This window comes from Streptomyces sp. NPDC127197 (assembly GCF_042672405.1).
Classification (GTDB): domain Bacteria; phylum Actinomycetota; class Actinomycetes; order Streptomycetales; family Streptomycetaceae; genus Streptomyces; species Streptomyces flavusporus.
This window is the reverse complement of sequence record NZ_JBHXVG010000041.1, coordinates 23,651-38,500: the sequence shown is the minus strand read 5'-3', so window position 1 is coordinate 38,500 and position 14,850 is coordinate 23,651. Positions and strand designations below refer to the sequence as shown.

At 69.9% G+C, this 14,850-nt stretch carries 13 protein-coding genes and 3 pseudogenes; 8 read left to right on the top strand and 8 right to left on the bottom strand.

Features of this window, described 5'->3' with window-relative positions; all coding sequences use genetic code 11:
- Window positions 1-23 precede the first annotated feature (23 nt).
- The 5 genes and pseudogenes from ACFVJQ_RS37825 to ACFVJQ_RS37805 all read right to left on the bottom strand — a co-directional run bounded on the left by ACFVJQ_RS37825 (window position 24) and on the right by ACFVJQ_RS37805 (window position 7,949).
- Window positions 24-3,182, bottom strand: a complete 3,159-nt coding sequence (locus ACFVJQ_RS37825; RefSeq protein WP_385790233.1) for an amino acid adenylation domain-containing protein — start codon at window positions 3,180-3,182, stop codon at window positions 24-26.
- Entirely contained in the window at window positions 3,182-5,683 is a 2,502-nt protein-coding gene (locus tag ACFVJQ_RS37820; RefSeq protein ID WP_385790231.1) for a Pls/PosA family non-ribosomal peptide synthetase, read from the bottom strand. The genes ACFVJQ_RS37825 and ACFVJQ_RS37820 overlap by 1 nt, the downstream gene beginning before the upstream one ends.
- Window positions 5,684-5,908: 225 nt before the next feature.
- Window positions 5,909-6,201: pseudogene (locus ACFVJQ_RS37815) on the bottom strand (pentapeptide repeat-containing protein); the annotation flags it as partial.
- A 357-nt stretch (window positions 6,202-6,558) separates the two neighbouring features.
- Window positions 6,559-6,990 carry a DoxX family protein gene (locus ACFVJQ_RS37810; protein ID WP_385512153.1) on the bottom strand — a complete coding sequence of 144 codons (432 nt, stop codon included), beginning with the start codon at window positions 6,988-6,990 and terminating at the stop codon, window positions 6,559-6,561.
- A 191-nt stretch (window positions 6,991-7,181) separates the two neighbouring features.
- Entirely contained in the window at window positions 7,182-7,949 is a 768-nt protein-coding gene (locus ACFVJQ_RS37805; protein WP_385790229.1) for a hypothetical protein, read from the bottom strand.
- Between the two features lie 600 nt (window positions 7,950-8,549).
- Between ACFVJQ_RS37805 and ACFVJQ_RS37800 the strand changes: the two genes are divergently transcribed.
- The 3 genes from ACFVJQ_RS37800 to ACFVJQ_RS37790 all read left to right on the top strand — a co-directional run bounded on the left by ACFVJQ_RS37800 (window position 8,550) and on the right by ACFVJQ_RS37790 (window position 10,934).
- On the top strand, window positions 8,550-9,620 hold the full coding sequence (locus ACFVJQ_RS37800; protein ID WP_385790227.1) for a methyltransferase domain-containing protein: 1,071 nt from the start codon (window positions 8,550-8,552) through the stop codon (window positions 9,618-9,620).
- 61 nt (window positions 9,621-9,681) lie between these two features.
- On the top strand, window positions 9,682-10,257 hold the full coding sequence (locus ACFVJQ_RS37795; RefSeq protein ID WP_385790225.1) for a DUF6461 domain-containing protein: 576 nt from the start codon (window positions 9,682-9,684) through the stop codon (window positions 10,255-10,257).
- Window positions 10,258-10,451: 194 nt separating this feature from the next.
- Window positions 10,452-10,934 carry a hypothetical protein gene (locus ACFVJQ_RS37790; RefSeq protein WP_385790223.1) on the top strand — a complete coding sequence of 161 codons (483 nt, stop codon included), beginning with the start codon at window positions 10,452-10,454 and terminating at the stop codon, window positions 10,932-10,934.
- A gap of 329 nt (window positions 10,935-11,263) precedes the next feature.
- Here the strand turns inward: ACFVJQ_RS37790 and ACFVJQ_RS37785 are convergent, their stop codons facing one another.
- The 3 genes from ACFVJQ_RS37785 to ACFVJQ_RS37775 are packed head-to-tail and all read right to left on the bottom strand — an operon-like array spanning window position 11,264 to window position 12,286.
- Window positions 11,264-11,686, bottom strand: coding sequence for a spore germination protein GerW family protein (locus ACFVJQ_RS37785; protein WP_385790221.1), 423 nt, complete (start codon window positions 11,684-11,686; stop codon window positions 11,264-11,266).
- Window positions 11,683-12,084: a class I SAM-dependent methyltransferase gene (locus ACFVJQ_RS37780; RefSeq protein ID WP_385790219.1), complete on the bottom strand. Its 402-nt coding sequence runs from the start codon at window positions 12,082-12,084 to the stop codon at window positions 11,683-11,685. Before ACFVJQ_RS37780 ends, ACFVJQ_RS37785 begins: the two co-directional genes overlap by 4 nt.
- Window positions 12,041-12,286: a hypothetical protein gene (locus ACFVJQ_RS37775; protein ID WP_385512143.1), complete on the bottom strand. Its 246-nt coding sequence runs from the start codon at window positions 12,284-12,286 to the stop codon at window positions 12,041-12,043. Before ACFVJQ_RS37775 ends, ACFVJQ_RS37780 begins: the two co-directional genes overlap by 44 nt.
- A 91-nt stretch (window positions 12,287-12,377) precedes the next feature.
- Between ACFVJQ_RS37775 and ACFVJQ_RS37770 the strand changes: the two genes are divergently transcribed.
- The 5 genes and pseudogenes from ACFVJQ_RS37770 to ACFVJQ_RS37750 all read left to right on the top strand — a co-directional run bounded on the left by ACFVJQ_RS37770 (window position 12,378) and on the right by ACFVJQ_RS37750 (window position 14,692).
- On the top strand, window positions 12,378-12,833 hold the full coding sequence (locus ACFVJQ_RS37770; protein ID WP_385790217.1) for a MarR family winged helix-turn-helix transcriptional regulator: 456 nt from the start codon (window positions 12,378-12,380) through the stop codon (window positions 12,831-12,833).
- A 206-nt stretch (window positions 12,834-13,039) separates the two neighbouring features.
- Window positions 13,040-13,309: a hypothetical protein gene (locus tag ACFVJQ_RS37765; protein ID WP_385790265.1), complete on the top strand. Its 270-nt coding sequence runs from the start codon at window positions 13,040-13,042 to the stop codon at window positions 13,307-13,309.
- A gap of 11 nt (window positions 13,310-13,320) precedes the next feature.
- Window positions 13,321-13,504, top strand: a pseudogene (locus tag ACFVJQ_RS37760) (DUF4440 domain-containing protein); the annotation flags it as partial.
- 298 nt (window positions 13,505-13,802) lie between these two features.
- Window positions 13,803-13,886, top strand: a pseudogene (locus ACFVJQ_RS37755) (IS5/IS1182 family transposase); the annotation flags it as partial.
- 161 nt (window positions 13,887-14,047) lie between these two features.
- Entirely contained in the window at window positions 14,048-14,692 is a 645-nt protein-coding gene (locus ACFVJQ_RS37750) for a dihydrofolate reductase family protein (RefSeq protein WP_385512139.1), read from the top strand.
- Window positions 14,693-14,850: the final 158 nt, after the last annotated feature.

Below are 14,850 nucleotides of genomic sequence, written 5' to 3'. Positions count from 1 at the left end.
GGTTCTCCTCGGGATGCGCGGATTCACGGCTCGGCCTGCGGGAAGGCGGCTCGGACCAGGGTCTCGGCGGCCTCCGCGGGGCGGGTGCGCAGGAAGTGGCGGCCGCCGCCGGGTACGTCCCGCACGTCGACGTGCTCGGCCAGGAAACGCCAGTCGCCGGGTGCCCGGCGGGCCATCGCCGCCTCGCCTGCCTCGCTGCCGGCTACGGCGTCACCGGGCGTGTCGGCGGCGACCAGCACGGTGACGGGGGCTGTCAGCTGCTCCGCGTCATGCGGCAGGCCGAAGGGGGACCGCACGGAAAGGAACACGCCAAGGACCGGGACCCCGTGCTGCTGCAGCATCCGGGCCGCCTCCACGGCCGGCGACGCGCCCGAGCCGTCGCCCCACAGCAGGATGCCGGGCGCGCCGAGCCGGCCGGTCTCCGCGGCGACCCGTGCCGCGTCCGGCTGCGCGGCGATGTGGACCGTCGGTCCACTGCCGTTGGCGCTGCCGCGCAGTACTTCGGCCAGCGGCAGGAATTCCGCGCCGGTCCCACCGGTGTCGGGAAAGCAGACCAGGGCGGCCCGCGCGGGGCCGTTCGAGGGCAGCAGTGGCCGAAGGACCCGCCGTGCCTCGGCGCCCGTTCCGGGCGGGCCCGATGTCCGGGTGTCGATGAGACCGGCCAGCTCGGCCAGCACCGGATGGCGGGTGAGGTCACGCAGAGAGATCAGGCGGTCGAGGGATACCGCGAGCCGGACGGCCGACAGGGAGGTGCCGCCCAGGTCGAAGAAGTTGTCGCCCCGGCCGATGCGATCGGTCGGCATGCCGAGGACTGTCGCGAACTTCTCCGCCAGCCGCTGTTCGGTCGGCGTCCTGGGTGCCTGGTAGGCGTCGCCGGACGTGTCGAGTTCCTCCGCCAGCGCCGCCAGCGCCTTCGTGTCGGTCTTGCCGTTGGCCGTGAGCGGCAGGCGCGCCACCTGGTGGAAGGAGGCCGGGACCAGGTATTCGGGAAGCAGGTCGCCGAGCCGCTCGCGGACGTCCTCGGCGGTCAGGGTCTTCCTGCTCGTGTAGAAGGCGGCCAGTTGCCTGCCGTGCCCCTCCCCCGTCACCACCACCGCGCCGTCGCGGACGCCGGGGACCCGGAGCAGCGTGTTCTCGATCTCGCCGATCTCGACGCGGAACCCGCGGATCTTCACCTGCGCGTCCCTGCGGCCGAGGTATTCGAGCTTCCCGTCGGGCAGCCAGCGGCCGAAGTCGCCTCCCCGGTAGAGCCGTTGCCCCGGACGGTACGGATCGGCCAGATAGGCGAGCCGGGTCCGCTCGGGGTCGTTGACGTACCCGCGGCCGACGCAGACACCGGAAAAGACGATGGCACCGGGGGCGCCGAGCGGGACCAGCATCAGGTTGTCGTCGACGACGTACACGCGGACGTTGTTGACGGGCCGGCCGAGCGGGACCCGGTCGGCGGTGGGCGCGCGGTCCATCACCTCGTGGTTGGTGTCGTCGGACGTCTCGGTCAGTCCGTAGGCGTTGACCAGACGGATCCCGGGCCCGGTGGTGAACCACCGCTGGGCCAGCTCACTCTTGAGCGCCTCCCCCGTGACCGACACGCACCGCAGGTCCGGCAGGTCGCGCGGGGCGCGTTCGAGGGCGGACAAGATGACGTCGAGGTACGAGGGCACGACCTGGAGTACGCCGACCCGGCCCTTGACGATCGTGTCGAGGAACCGGTCGGCGTCGAGGATCGCGTCCTGTTCGACCAGCAGGGTCCGGCCCCCGGTCAGCAGGCCTGCGAGCAGCTGCCACAGCGAGATGTCGAAGCACTGCGAGGCGGTCTGCGCCACGACCGTGCCCGCACCGATGTCCAGGTCGTCGATCTTGGCGTACAGGTGGTTGAGCAGGCCCGCGTGCTCGCACATCGCGCCCTTGGGCTCACCGGTCGAGCCGGAGGTGAAGAACACGTACGCAAGCCGGTCGGCCGGCACCTCGACCCCCGGGTCGGTTCCGTCGGTGGCCCGCTCGGTGATGTCCGGGACGAGCAGCGTACGGGTGCCGGGCAGTACGTCCAGCGCCCGGTCCAGGTGCGTGGTGGCGCCCGGCTCGGTGAGCACGAACCCGCAAGCGGCGCGGGTGAGCATGGTGGTCATGCGCCCGGGCGGGTAGTGCGGGTCGATGGGGAGGTACGCGCCGCCTGCCTTGAAGACGGCGAGCACGCCGGCCAGCCAGTTCAGGTCGCGCCCGGTCACCACCGCGACCGTGTCCTCGGGGCGCAGCCCCTGCGCCAGCAGGGCACGGGCCAGCCGGTTGGCCCGCACGTTCAGTTCCCCGTACGTCCACTGCCGGTCGCGGTGCACGGCGGCGACGGCGCCCGGATGGCTGCGCACGTGCTCTTCGAACAGTTCGTGGCAGCGCCGGTCGGGCAGATCCCGGCGCGGACCGGCGAGTCCATCGATCTGGAACCGGATCTCCTCGGCCGACAGCAGACTGCACCGGTGGTGCGGGGCGTCCGGGTCGGCGGCGATCTGTTCGAGAGCGGCGAGGTGGTATCCGGCGATCCGGGCCGCGCAGTCCGCGTCCAGCAGGTCGGTCCGGTAGCGCAGGCGCACAACACGTCGGCCGTCCTGCTCCGCCGCCGTCACCATGAGAACGGTGCCGTTCTCGCCCGCGGGCCCGCGTCCGGTCGGGTCGAACACGGCCTCGGGGCGGGGTGCGGTCCCGCCGGTGCGCGGCGGCGCGTCGGCCGACGAGCTGGTCCGGGACGGCAGCAGCCTTGATTCGGCCCGGTGGGATGCCAGCAGCAGTTGGCGCCAGGTACCGGGCCCGACGGCCAACTGGATGGGGAGGGGCGTGGTGCCCGCCGTGGACAGGTAGCCGGTGCGGACGACGGGGTCGCCGGAGAGTGTGGCGAGCACCTTGGCGTGCGCGGCCAGGAACACCGCCGTGAGCGGCACGCCCAGCTCCCGGGCCCGCCGGTGCAGGGCCGTCGTCACCGCTGCGGGGACGGGAGTGACATGCTCGGCGGTGCCGGGCACCGGGGCACGGGTCCACCGCGGTACGGCTGTGAAACCGCCCTCGGCCGGTGTGCCGCCGACGGCGGGCGCGGCGTCCCCGGCCTGCGCGGCGGCGTCGGCCGTGGGTCCCCTGCCGGACCGTGCGTCGCCGCCGTGGGTTCGGCCATCGGTCGGTGCCGTCGCCCTCGCCATCACCCTTCACCTCCGCCGCCGTCGGGTGCGGGACGAGCCGGATTCCCCGCCCAGCGAGCACGCTCGGGGACCGTCTCGCCCTTCATCAGGAAGGAGTCCGCCGCCAGCACGGCACCGTCACCGATCCGCACGCCGTAGTGCACGAACGCTCCGACGCCGAGGGTGCAGCCGGAGCCGATCACGCTGCGGTCCGACTTGAACGTGGCGTCCTCCTGCGAGTGGAGCTGGACGACGCTTCCCGCGTTGAACGTGCAGCTGTCCCCGATCGTGACCATCCCGCGTTCGGTGATGCTGAGTCCGTCGTCGAACAGCCTGGTGCCGACGCTTGCACCGAGCAGGCGCCACGCGAATCCCTTGAACGGCGTGCCGTTGAGGACCTGCACATACGTCTCGGAGGGAACTTTCCAGTACCGCTCACGCTGCCAGAAGCGGCGGTCGTAGATCGAGCAGAACAGCGGTCCCGGAGGGTGCAGTGCCGTCACGGCCCGTTCGACCAGGATGAAGTACAGGACGGTGAACGGCAGTACGAGGGCGTTGGCGAGCGCGATGGCTGCCGTACCCCACTGCGGGTAGAGGCTCGCGGCGCACGCGAAGAGCAGGGTGATGCAGAAGAAGTACAGCCATCCCGCGAACAGGAAGCACGCCATTGTGACGGCGTTGTGCCGGTTCTTGGCCGCCAGGCGGCGGCGCAGCCCGTTCCCGTTCGTCAGCTCGTCGAAGGTGCTGTCCCGCATCACCGACCGTGGGATCTCGAAGCTGGGAGACCCCAGCAGTCCCACGTCGTGCCGGACCGGGCCGTCGACGGGGACCATCACCTTGGTCGCCAGGAGGCAGTTGTCACCGGTCCTGCCGCGCGAGGGGTAGGCGACCCGGTTCCCCAGGAAGTTGTGCGCTCCGATCGCGGTCCGCGACAGACGGAAGGACGTGCTGGAGTAGTCGGCGTTCATCAGGGAGAGGCCGTCGGCGACCATGGTGCCCGTGCCGACCCTGCTCATGAAGGGGCTCTCGTGCTTGACCCGGGTGCCGAAGTTCGACCCGGTCTGCTCCACGCGGCAGAGGTCGTACCCGATCCAGCGCAGGTAGTGCACGATGCACGTGCTGTCGCCGAACAGGCGGGTGAGGAACCTGCTGTTGGTCATCAGGAGGATCGCCCGGTGCACGGCATGGTGGAAGCCGAACAGCGGGTACGTCCGGCCCGGGGTGACGAACCGGCCGAGCAGCCGCGGGACGGTGGCCATGACGGCGAGGGCGGCGGGCACGGCGCAGGCAAAGATCACGGCCGTGACCACCAGCACGTCCACGTAGAAAACCCAGCCGGCCGGGGACGTCTGCGCCTGCTCCAGCGCCGTGTTTCCCTCCAGGATGCGGGAGAGCAGCACGTCCAGACAGCCCACCGCCAGCGGCACGTACACCAGCATCGCGGTGAGCATCAGCAGGACTGCGTGGACCGCTCGCCGCAGGGTGCCGCAGCGGGCGGGCTCGACCGGCTGGAAGTCGGCGTCCGTGGGCCGGGCCGGCGACCCGTGCCAGCGCCGGCCGTCCGGGACCTCCTGACCGGTGTGCAGCGAGGACGCGTGGCCCAGCTGGGATCCGTCGCCGAGACAGGTGCCGATGTCCAGCACCGTCGCCTCACTGACGACCGCGTCCCGGCCCAGGGTGACCGGACCCGTCTCGATCACACCGTCGTGTGCGCGGTAGCAGCTGATCAGCGAGTCCTTGCGGACCACCGTGCCGTCGCCGATCGTCAGCAGGTCGGTGCAGACAGGCATACTGCGCGAGAGGAAGGTCACCCCCCTTCCGATCCGGGCACCCAGCGCCCTGAGGTAGAGCGGGTACAGCGGCGACCCGGCGAACAGCAGGACCGGACTCGACCGGACCAGCGTCTTGACCAGCCAGAAGCGGACGTAGACCAGACTCCAGACGCGAATCCGCTGCGGTTTCCACCGGCCGATCAGCAGCCACTTCACGATCACGGGCAGAGCGCACAGGACCACCAGCAGCGTGGCGCCGAACACAACGGACCGCAGGTAGGCCTGCAGCAGGCCGCTCGCGCCCGAGATCCAGTCATAGCCGCGGGCGGTGACGACGGCGAGGAGGCAGGCGTAGCCGAGGTAGCACAGCACTTGCATGACGCCGCAGAGCACGTAGTGGGGACGGCCTGTCGGTTCCGCCGGCGGCCGTGGCCGTGTGTCGGGGGCGGGAACCGGCGGCGTACCCGGAGCCGTGCCCTGAGGTGCGCCGTCCACCATCGCCGCGGCCAGCGCGCTGATGGTGGGGTACCGGTAGATGTCGCGCATCGACACCGACGGCAGATCGGGCCGCTTCCTGACACGCGCGCAGAAGTGCGCCATGACCAGGGAGTCGGCCCCCAGATCGTTGAAGAAATGACTGTCGAGAGGTACCTCGTCGAGCTTCGCGACGTCCGCGAGCAGCCGGGCGAGCGTCTCCTCCGTACCAGGGACGGCCGCGGTGCCCATCACCTCGAGCTGGTGTCCCGTCATACGCACTCCCTGGGCTGGCGGCGACCGACCGTCCTGCTTGCCAGGTATTCGTTGCCAGGGGGACGAGGTATGAACGCGCCATGCACCTTCTTGCATCGTGAGCGCCCCGTCTCGCCAGGTGACACCGGCCACGGTGGCCCGGAGCCGTCCGCCGGGAGTTCTCCCCGAGGCGGAAGGCCGTTGTGGTGCCGGGACCCGGCGCCCAGTCGGTGCAGCGGTCGCCGACTACCGTTTCACCCTGCCGCGCACAGCAAGGACGGCGAGGCCGAGCAGGGTCGGCTCACCAGAGGGGAGGCCATCTCCGTGTACGTGCCCGCCGTGATCAGGTCCTGGCCGGAGGAGCGGAAGACCACCGAGTTGATCACCACCCGCATGGACTTCTCGAACCACCCGGTCGACATCCGCTGTGCATACGGCCCATGGGGATTGGCCGGATCGGGGGTGTCTGTGGTCATGGCGATGGTGCGGCCGGTGAGAGTGCCGGTGCTCTGCGGTTTCGGGTCGTCCTGCGGGAGGCCCAGGGCCTGTGAGTGCGGCGAGCAGTTCGCTCAGCAGTTCTTCGGTGAACGACGTACCACGGTGATCGAGATCGACGCCGGGCTGCAACCCGGCGAGGTAGGCGGAGCGGTCGCCGTCGGTGAGATGGGCCAGGCAGACGGTGTACGGCTCGACGATGCGGCCACGACAGCCGACGCGCCGTCCGCCCCGGAGCCGTGCGCGCAGTACGGCCACACCTGTGTGGTCGAGTCGGCTGAGGTGGCAGTCACGTCCTGTGGGACGTGGAGGAACATGCGTCGGTTGCGGCGGACCGCCCGTGTGAGCCTTCGCGTCGCGGCGGGGCGGCCCAATGGGGGCACTCCCGCATGAACGCAGAGTCAGACGGACGAAGGGCTGGGCTGTGGAGCATCTGCGGGGCGACGTGCGCGGAGCAGACCGCTCACCGACAGGGCTCCAGGCCCTGTGAAGACGAGCAAAAGAAAGGCCCAGCAGTACAGAGCCGGGCTCTCGCCGCCGTTCTGCAACGGGAACAGTCCATCCTTCTGGTGGACGGTGAAGTAGGCGTAGGCCATGGCGCCCGAGCTCAGGAAGGCAGCGGAACGCGTACCCAGGCCGACCATGACGAGCACCCCACAGACCAGCTCGATCAGCCCGGCATACCAGTAGGGCCACTCACCCGCGTCGGTCGCCTTGCGGCCCAGCAAGCCGAACACGGTCGCCGCCCCTTGACAGGCGAAGAGAAATCCGATCACGACACGAAACAGCCCGAGGGCCAGAGGTTGGTGACTGGTCAGCTTCGAGGTGTCCACCGTTGCTCCTGAGCTCCACAGAGACAGCTGTTGGGTGACCTGGCCACTCCGGGCGCTGTGATCACCTTCAGTCGCTTATACGTGGCCACGGGCTCCCCGGTTCACCTCACCTCAGCAGTTACCGATCGGTTACCCCAGACCGAGGGGGGCGGATGACGCGGCGTGGCCGCGCATCGAGCTATGAGGCCCGGTCACCCGGAGGCCGGGGCGCCGTCGGCCGCGTCGGTGGAGCGCAGCAGGCGCAGGAACGCCTTCACGCCCGCGATGATTTCCTGGTTGTCGGTGAGGCGGTTCACCGTGGACTCGAACTCCCTGCCCAGCGCGGCGATCCTGCGGTCCGCCTCCTCGGTCCGCTCGTACGTGCTCATGGCCAGCGCGTCCACGGTGCGGCGCAGTTCGGCGAGGGCTCGGTACTGTTCCTCCGCCTTCTCTTCCAGGACCCGCGTCCCGGCCTCGGCGCGGTTCAGCCGGGCGTGCAGCTCAACGACGTCGTCTCGCGGATACGTGACGTCCTTCAGGAGGGTGCCCAGGCGCCGCCGGAGCTGGCCGAAGTAAGCGCCGGCCGGACGGAAGAAGGTGCTCAGCAGGAAGAACGCGGCGAACCAGTACCCCGTGAACTCGCCCGTCGCCCAGGTGACCGCGACGACAACCGCCGCCGTCAGGACATGACCCGCGACCGCCGCCCGGAGCATCGTGCGGACGATGTGCGCGGCCTCGGCATCCCGGGCCGGGGAGACCTCCATGCCCTTCTCACGGCTGACCGCGATCTCGGCGAGCACCGCATGCGCGCGGAAGTACAGGTTCCAGGGCAGCGTGAGCAGGAGCAGCAGCCATAGAAGGCTCAGCACGCCCGCTCCGACGGCGAACACCACCGCGGGCGGTGCCCCCGCAACGTATGCGAAGACCAGTGCTGCGGCCACCGCCACGACCGCTACCACCGCCCCCAGAAATCTGCCCATGCCCCCGCCTTTCGTACGTCGACACAGCCCATCGTCCCCGGCCCGGTTCGGGTCGACATGAGTAGGCGTACTCAGGAGCGTGCGGCGCGGCCGGGGTTCGCCGGCGAGGCGGCCATGGATGAGACAACCCGTGGTCGTCCGGCCACCATCTCGGCACCCCGGCGTCCGACGTGGACACTGCCTCTGATCGCAGAAGAACCGACGCACGCGCAAGCGGACGACCAGGCTCCGTCCGCCGACGGGCAACTCGGATATGTGTGACGCCTGTACCGACTGTGAACCCGGGTGGCGGGGTGCTCGCGCTGGGGACACCTGCCCGGCGGGCCGCCCTCTGCCCGGGTGAGGCTCCCCCACCGAGGACCCAGCGGCTCCGCCCCTGACTGCTGCGCCGCAGTTGACACGCCTGCTGGTCGGCTGGGCGGGGATGACCGTGCGGTTGCCGCGCCTTCGTATGTACGCGCGTGCCGCTCGCCGACGCCGCCCGGGGAGTGGAGTTCGCCGGCGGCCCGCCGTGGCGGGCGGACACGGGCGCAGCCCGGTGTTTGGCTTGCCGGGCCGGTCGCTCTCCGCGATCGTGCTCGACTTGCCAGGAGGGACATCATGGCGGCACCGCGCGAGTTGAACGAGGCAAAGGTCGAAGCCTTCATGGAGAAGGCGCTCGGGGACCTCAGCGGAGCGATGACGATCGGTCTGTGCCACCTGGGCGACCGGCTGGGCCTGTTCAAGGAGCTCGCCACCAGCGGCCCCGCCGGCAGCCAGGAGCTTGCGGACCGTCTGGACCTGAACGAGCGTTACGTACGCGAGTGGCTGCGTGGGCTCACCGCCGCGGGCTATCTGGAGGAACCGGAGCCCGGGCGCTTCGCCCTTCCCGCCGAACACGCCCCCGCCCTGGCCGACGAATCAGGGCCCATGTTCCTCGGTGGCGTCTACCAGATGATCCCCGCCACCCTGACACCGTACGAACGGCTGTGCGAGATGTTCCGGAGTGGAGGCGGCGTACCACAGAGCGACTACCCGGACATCCTGTGGGACGGCATGAGCCGTTTCACCGGCAGCTGGTTCGAGAGCGTGATGGTCGACGACTGGCTGAGCACCTTCCCCCACGTCGTCGAGGGGCTGGAACGGGGCATCGACGTCGCGGACGTGGGATGTGGCGCGGGCCGCGCCCTGATCGTGCTTGCCAAGGCGTTTCCCCGCTCGCGTTTCACGAGCTTCGACAACTTCCCGGGCCAGGTGGAACGTGCCCGGCAGAACGCGGAGAAGGCCGGCGTGGCCGACCGGGTGACCTTCGAGACGATGGATGTCGCTCAGGGGCTTCCCGGGCGCTACGACCTGATCACCACCTTTGACGTCATCCACGACGCGGCTGAACCGAAACAGCTTCTTTCCGCCATCAGGGCTGCGGTCAAGGACGACGGCGACTACCTGATGCTCGAGATCAACTGCCGGGACCGTCCCGAGGACAACGTGGGCCCCGTCGCAACGATGTTCTACGGGTTCAGCATGTTCTACTGCATGACCACGTCCCTCGCGAGCGGCGGAGCCGCCCTCGGAACGTGCGGTATGCCCGAGGCGGTCGTACGCAGTATGTGCGCCGAGGCAGGCTTCAGCGACGTGGCCCGCTCCACGGCGGACGACCCTTTCAACGTTCTGTACGACATCAAGCCGTAAGCCGACACGGACTTGTGTGTCAGTGCTGTGTGACAGCATCCGCCGCATGACGAGTACAGATATGGGCCGCGGCCTGGACCTGTTCCGGAAAGGCGACTTTCCCTTCTACACGCTGACCTTCGTACGGAGTCTGCCGCCCGTTGAGCTGCTCACGCGCATGGGGGTAGATCCGTCGACCCTGGCACTTCGTGATGCCATGGATCTGTCGGACGACCTGGGCGATGACCTTTTCGACGATGAGGAACCGGTCGTCACCACAGGCATCGACGGTTCCTGGACGTGGGCGTGGGAGCAGGGCGGCATGCACGGACTGGACGAGCGAATCCTGGGCGCCGTCTCCGCTGGGACCGAGGCTGTCGTGCTGCACTACAACGAGAAGCCGATGCACTGGTTCAAATACGCGGTCCGTAGCGACGTCATCGTCGACTTCCACACTCTCCAGGCGATCGAGCCGGCCGGGCAGGATCCGATGAGGCTTGAGGAGTTCATGAGGCCGCTGGGGCTCGTTCCTGGCCACGTCGCTCCTCTTCACAGCGTCCCGGGGCTGGTGGAGAACGCTTTTGGTATCCAGTTGGCGAAGCCCGGGGAGGTCGACGACGAGCGTTGGAGTGGCCGGCTGCGTCCCCTGACGGACTGAATGCCTCACGCGGCCGTCCTCAGGCCAGAAGCTTCCGCTGCCGGAATGCTGGTGCGGCTGGCAGGGAGCAGAAGGCCCGGAGGTAGCCCGCTGCGGCGAGTCGCTGGTCCGTGACCCGCCGGCGGGCCATGACTGGACCGCGGGGAGGCCCTGCGCCGCGCCCTCGCGCTCCTCGCGGGCGATTCGGAGGTGGCGTGGGCGGCTCGGCCGGCTCTACGGAGGAGCTGAGCATCGAGCAGCTCATCGGTCGGCGGACGGGAATCCTCCGGGCGCTGCGGGTGCCGCCCGGCACGGGACTGACCGGCAAGGTGCACCAGTCGGGTCGGGCTGAATGGGTCGACGACTACCTCGCCGGCGCCGAGATCACCCGGGAAATCGCGGTCCACGAGGAGCGGCAGCGCTCGCGGCCGACCTCCACGACAGCGTGGGCGCTGCTGTTCGCCATCGGGGCCGGCATGGCCGATCTCGCCGACGCCGCAAGCGCCGATCCCGACCCGCGGGCACGGCTGGACCGTCTCCGGCGCCAGGCGGCGGACGCCACCACCGTCCTGCGCGAGTCCCTCCGCACGCTGCGCTCCTCCCCCGCCGCCCTGGCCCTCGGCGTCGCCCTGCGCGCGGACTGCGCTCGGGCCGGAGCATGCCGAGGTCCTTGCGCATGCGGGCCTGATCCACGATGACGAAGGCATCCTTCGCGTCCGTTTGCCCTGGCCCCGGTAGGCGGCCGATGACCGATGGACGGCAATGCCGGTGAGGTGGACCATCGGCTGGTTGTCGCTGAGCAGAAGACCGATGAGCACGCAGTCCCGCAGACGACCTCGCCGACGTTGTCCTGCAACAGCGATCGAGTCGCGTGTCCCCATCAGCGGTCAAGTCGTCGCGGGGCCACGGGCGGCCAAGTCTTTTGAGCCATCGGACAGCGACAAGCTCACAGCCATACCCGGAACCCCTGGGCCCGACGATCTTACGAATGACCGTCTCGGACCCACGCTCGAAAGGCAGGACGAGCTCAGCGAATGCGGCGCTTGGCGAGGCGGCGGGCGAGACGCGGGAGGGCTGTGCCTACCAGGAGGGCGGCGAGTGGGAGGACGACATCCGCCCATGGATCCCGGAGAGGCTTGTACGTCGCGGTGCCGTCCCTGATTTCGATGAACCCGATGGGCCAGGCCCCCGCTCCACCGCCGCCTCCTCCGCCCTCGCCGGTCTTGTCCTTGCCGACTTCGCGTCCCGCGCCGCCGCCGAAGCCGAAGCCGACCTCGGCGACCGGGATGACGGTGATGCCTTCGCTGAGCACGGGCTCGCCGTAGACGGCTGTCACCGAGGCCCGGCCGCCGAGCTTGTCGGCCAGGCGTTCCAGGAGGGTGACCGAGGCGTGGGCTGCGGTCATGTCCGCCAGCGGGACGGACTGTGCCGTGTCGTCCGAGGTGGTCATCGAGTGCCTTCCGGGTAGGGGCGTTCGGCGGTGCCGAGGAGGTGGGTGCCGGCCGGTGAGGGCTTCCGGGTGGCAGGAAAGGGGAACCGGTCGACAGCGGTAACGGTGAAGCCGGCGGCGGTGATGGCCGTCTGGGTGTCACGGCCGGTGTGGCAGCCGCCCATCAGCCGGGGCCGGACGGCGGCGTCGAGCCCGCGCTGGACGCACCGCATTGCGGGCGATTCGGCCTGGACGTGTTCGAAGAACCGCAGCCGGCCGCCCGGCCGCAGAACCCGGTGGAGTTCGGCGAGAGTGGTGTGCGGATCGGCCACGGAGCAGAAGGTCATGCTGACGACCGCCGCGTCGAAGGAGGCGTCAGAGAAGGGCAGTTGCTCGGCTCGGCCGTCGTGTGTCTCCACCGGGACGGGGGCGGTGGGGCCTGTTGTTCGGCCAGAGTGCGCAGACGGGGTTCCGGTTCGACGGCGACGACCCTTTCACCTCGGGCGGGTAGTGGGGGAAGTTCAGTCCGTTGCCTGCGCCGACCTCGATGACCTCGCCGGACAGGCCGGCCGGCTTGGCGTAGAAGCGGGCGAAGGCCGGGTGCTTGATGCGCTGGGTCATGGTGACCGTCTCCCTCTGCGGCAGCATCCTGCGACGTCGCTGGGGCTACTCTCATATGCGGAGGTGCTACATAGTGAAGTCACTTCACGATATGCCGATACGACCTTCTTCCGCCAGAGTCTCACTGGACCGGCTCTTCGAGCTGGCCGAGGTGCTGGGCGCCATGATGCAGCGCGGGGTGGCCGAGCACGGCCTGACCACGGCACGCGCCGGTGTGCTGTGGGCCCTGTTCCACGAGGGGCCGATGACTCAGCGGAAGCTGGCCGGTCGGCGGGGGGTCACGCCCCGCAACGTCACCGGGCTTCTGGACGCGCTGCAGGAGGACGGACTGGTGGTCCGTGAGGCCCACCCGACCGACCGGCGCGCGACCCTCGTCTCCCTCACGGACAGGGGGCGCGAGGTCACCACCGGGCTCCGCGGGGGACGCGACGACCTGGCCGCCGTACTGTTCGCGGACATGCCTCCGGGGCAGCTCGATGACTTCACCGTCTCCCTGGCTCAGGTGATCGAGCGGCTCAAGGCCGTTGATCCCACCCGGCAGAGGTGATGGCCTGGGCAAGTCCGCGCGGCTCGTCGGCCGGAGGTGGCCGATGCCGTCGTGCACCGGCCCATGGCGCCGGTCGGCGGTCTCGGATCCCGGACTGGCGCTCAGGCATCTGCGTGGCTGAGTCCGTCACCCCGTGCGGGTGGCGGGATCCTCCGAGCGGGTCGCCCGCATCGCCGTGAGGTCGCGCTGCTGCCTCAAACGGGCACGTGAAGATCTCGCGCTGGCTGCTCGTCGTGTTGTTGGCACCCCTGCTTGCCCTGACGACCACACTCGCAAACGCCCAGGGTGTCTGGCTGGCACCGCCCCGGCTGTCGACCCCTGCCAACGGCCTGGCATCGGCGACCGCGCCCTGCCCCAAGAACACACGCGGGCTGACGAGAACCTGCGTCCATGCCCTCGGCGGCGCGGGCAGTACCGCGTTCAACGCCCTGACCACAGTGGAAGCATTCACTGTTGCGGACGGACCCCGGCTGTAGCAGAACCGGCGCGGGCCAGCCGTCCCCGCTTCGAGCCGGAACAACCGCTGCCGACGCTGATCAGCGGCGACATCGCCCTCACCTCGACCCCGCCGAAGGACGGGTCGGCGCCGGGCGCAGGTCGTCCGGCGCCGGCCTGAAGGAAGCTGGCTCCGCCTGCTCGACCAGCCCGAGTTCGTCCCACTCACCCGCTGAATCCCCTCCCCTCCGAGAGTTCGCGAAAGCGGAGGCTGTCGAGGAGATCTTGAGGGGCCGCTCCAGCAGGGCCCGTGCGGAGTCCGCGCAGCGCATCGCGGCGCTGATCCAGTGGTTGCCGGCCCTGCCGGTCGTGTTGGCGGTCTGGTTGTTGATCAGCGGGACGGCGAGCTGGGCGACCCGGGCGGCGTGGACCGCCGCGAGGGCGAACAGCGAGCGCAGGGCGGCGAGTTGGTCATGTCGCTGGCGGCCGTGCAGTGTCTTGATGTAGGCGAGGGCGTCGTCGCAGGTCACTTCCCGCAGATGGTCGCCGCTACGCGACGACGGTGTCCATCACGCGATGAGCGGAATCGCCCGGATGCACAACCTCATGCTCGCCGGATGGGCGACGGGCGACGTGGCCGCCACCCGTTGCCGACTGGACCAGAGATCGCTCACGGGACAGCTTTGGGCAGCCCAATTTCTCGCCGGTCACGAGCGCGGCGATGAGTTTTCCCGGCCCGGAGGGTCTCACCCCCGTTATCGGCAACACAGGAGGAACACGTGGCTCAGCTACTGAGAGTCCAGAACTTCAACGTCTCGAGTGACGGGATCGGTGCCGGCGAGGACCAGAGCTTCGAGAGTCCGTTCGGCCACGCCGCCCCCGAGAGGCTGTTCGCCTGGGCCGGCGCCACGGCGAGCTGGCCCATGCGCACCGACCCCGGGGGGAGCCGGGGCCTCGACGACTACTTCACGCGGGATTACGCACGCAACATCGGCGCCGAGATCATGGGCCGCAACAAGTTCGGGCCCCAGCGCGGGCCCTGGCACGACCATGAGTGGCGCGGCTGGTGGGGTGACGAGCCCCCGTTCCGCACTCCGGTCTTCGTCATGACCCACCACAAGCGTCCTTCGTTCACGCTCTCCGACACCACGTTCCACTTCGTCGACGGCGACCCGGCCACGGTCCTCGAGCAGGCGCGGGAGGCGGCGCAGGGCAAGGACGTCAGACTCGGCGGCGGGGTGACCACGATCCGGCAGTTCCTGGCCGCCGACCTCGTCGACACCATGCATGTGGCGGTCTCGCCGGTGAAGCTCGGCTCCGGACTACGGCTCTGGGAGTCACCCGATGAGCTGCTCGACCGGTTCCACCTGGATGTCGTGCCCAGCCCGAGCGGCGTGACGCACCACCTGTTCTGGCGAAAGTGACACGAGGGCCCGCTCAGGCGTGTCAGCACGGCCGGTGCGGGAGCTTCTTTGCCGTGCTCCCTGGCCTGAGGTCCAGGGAGCAGGTCAACACTTGCGCTCGGCCCGCCTCCCCGCCTCTCTTCGGCTGCTGCAGGCTTGACCGGCTCGGCGGAAAGAAC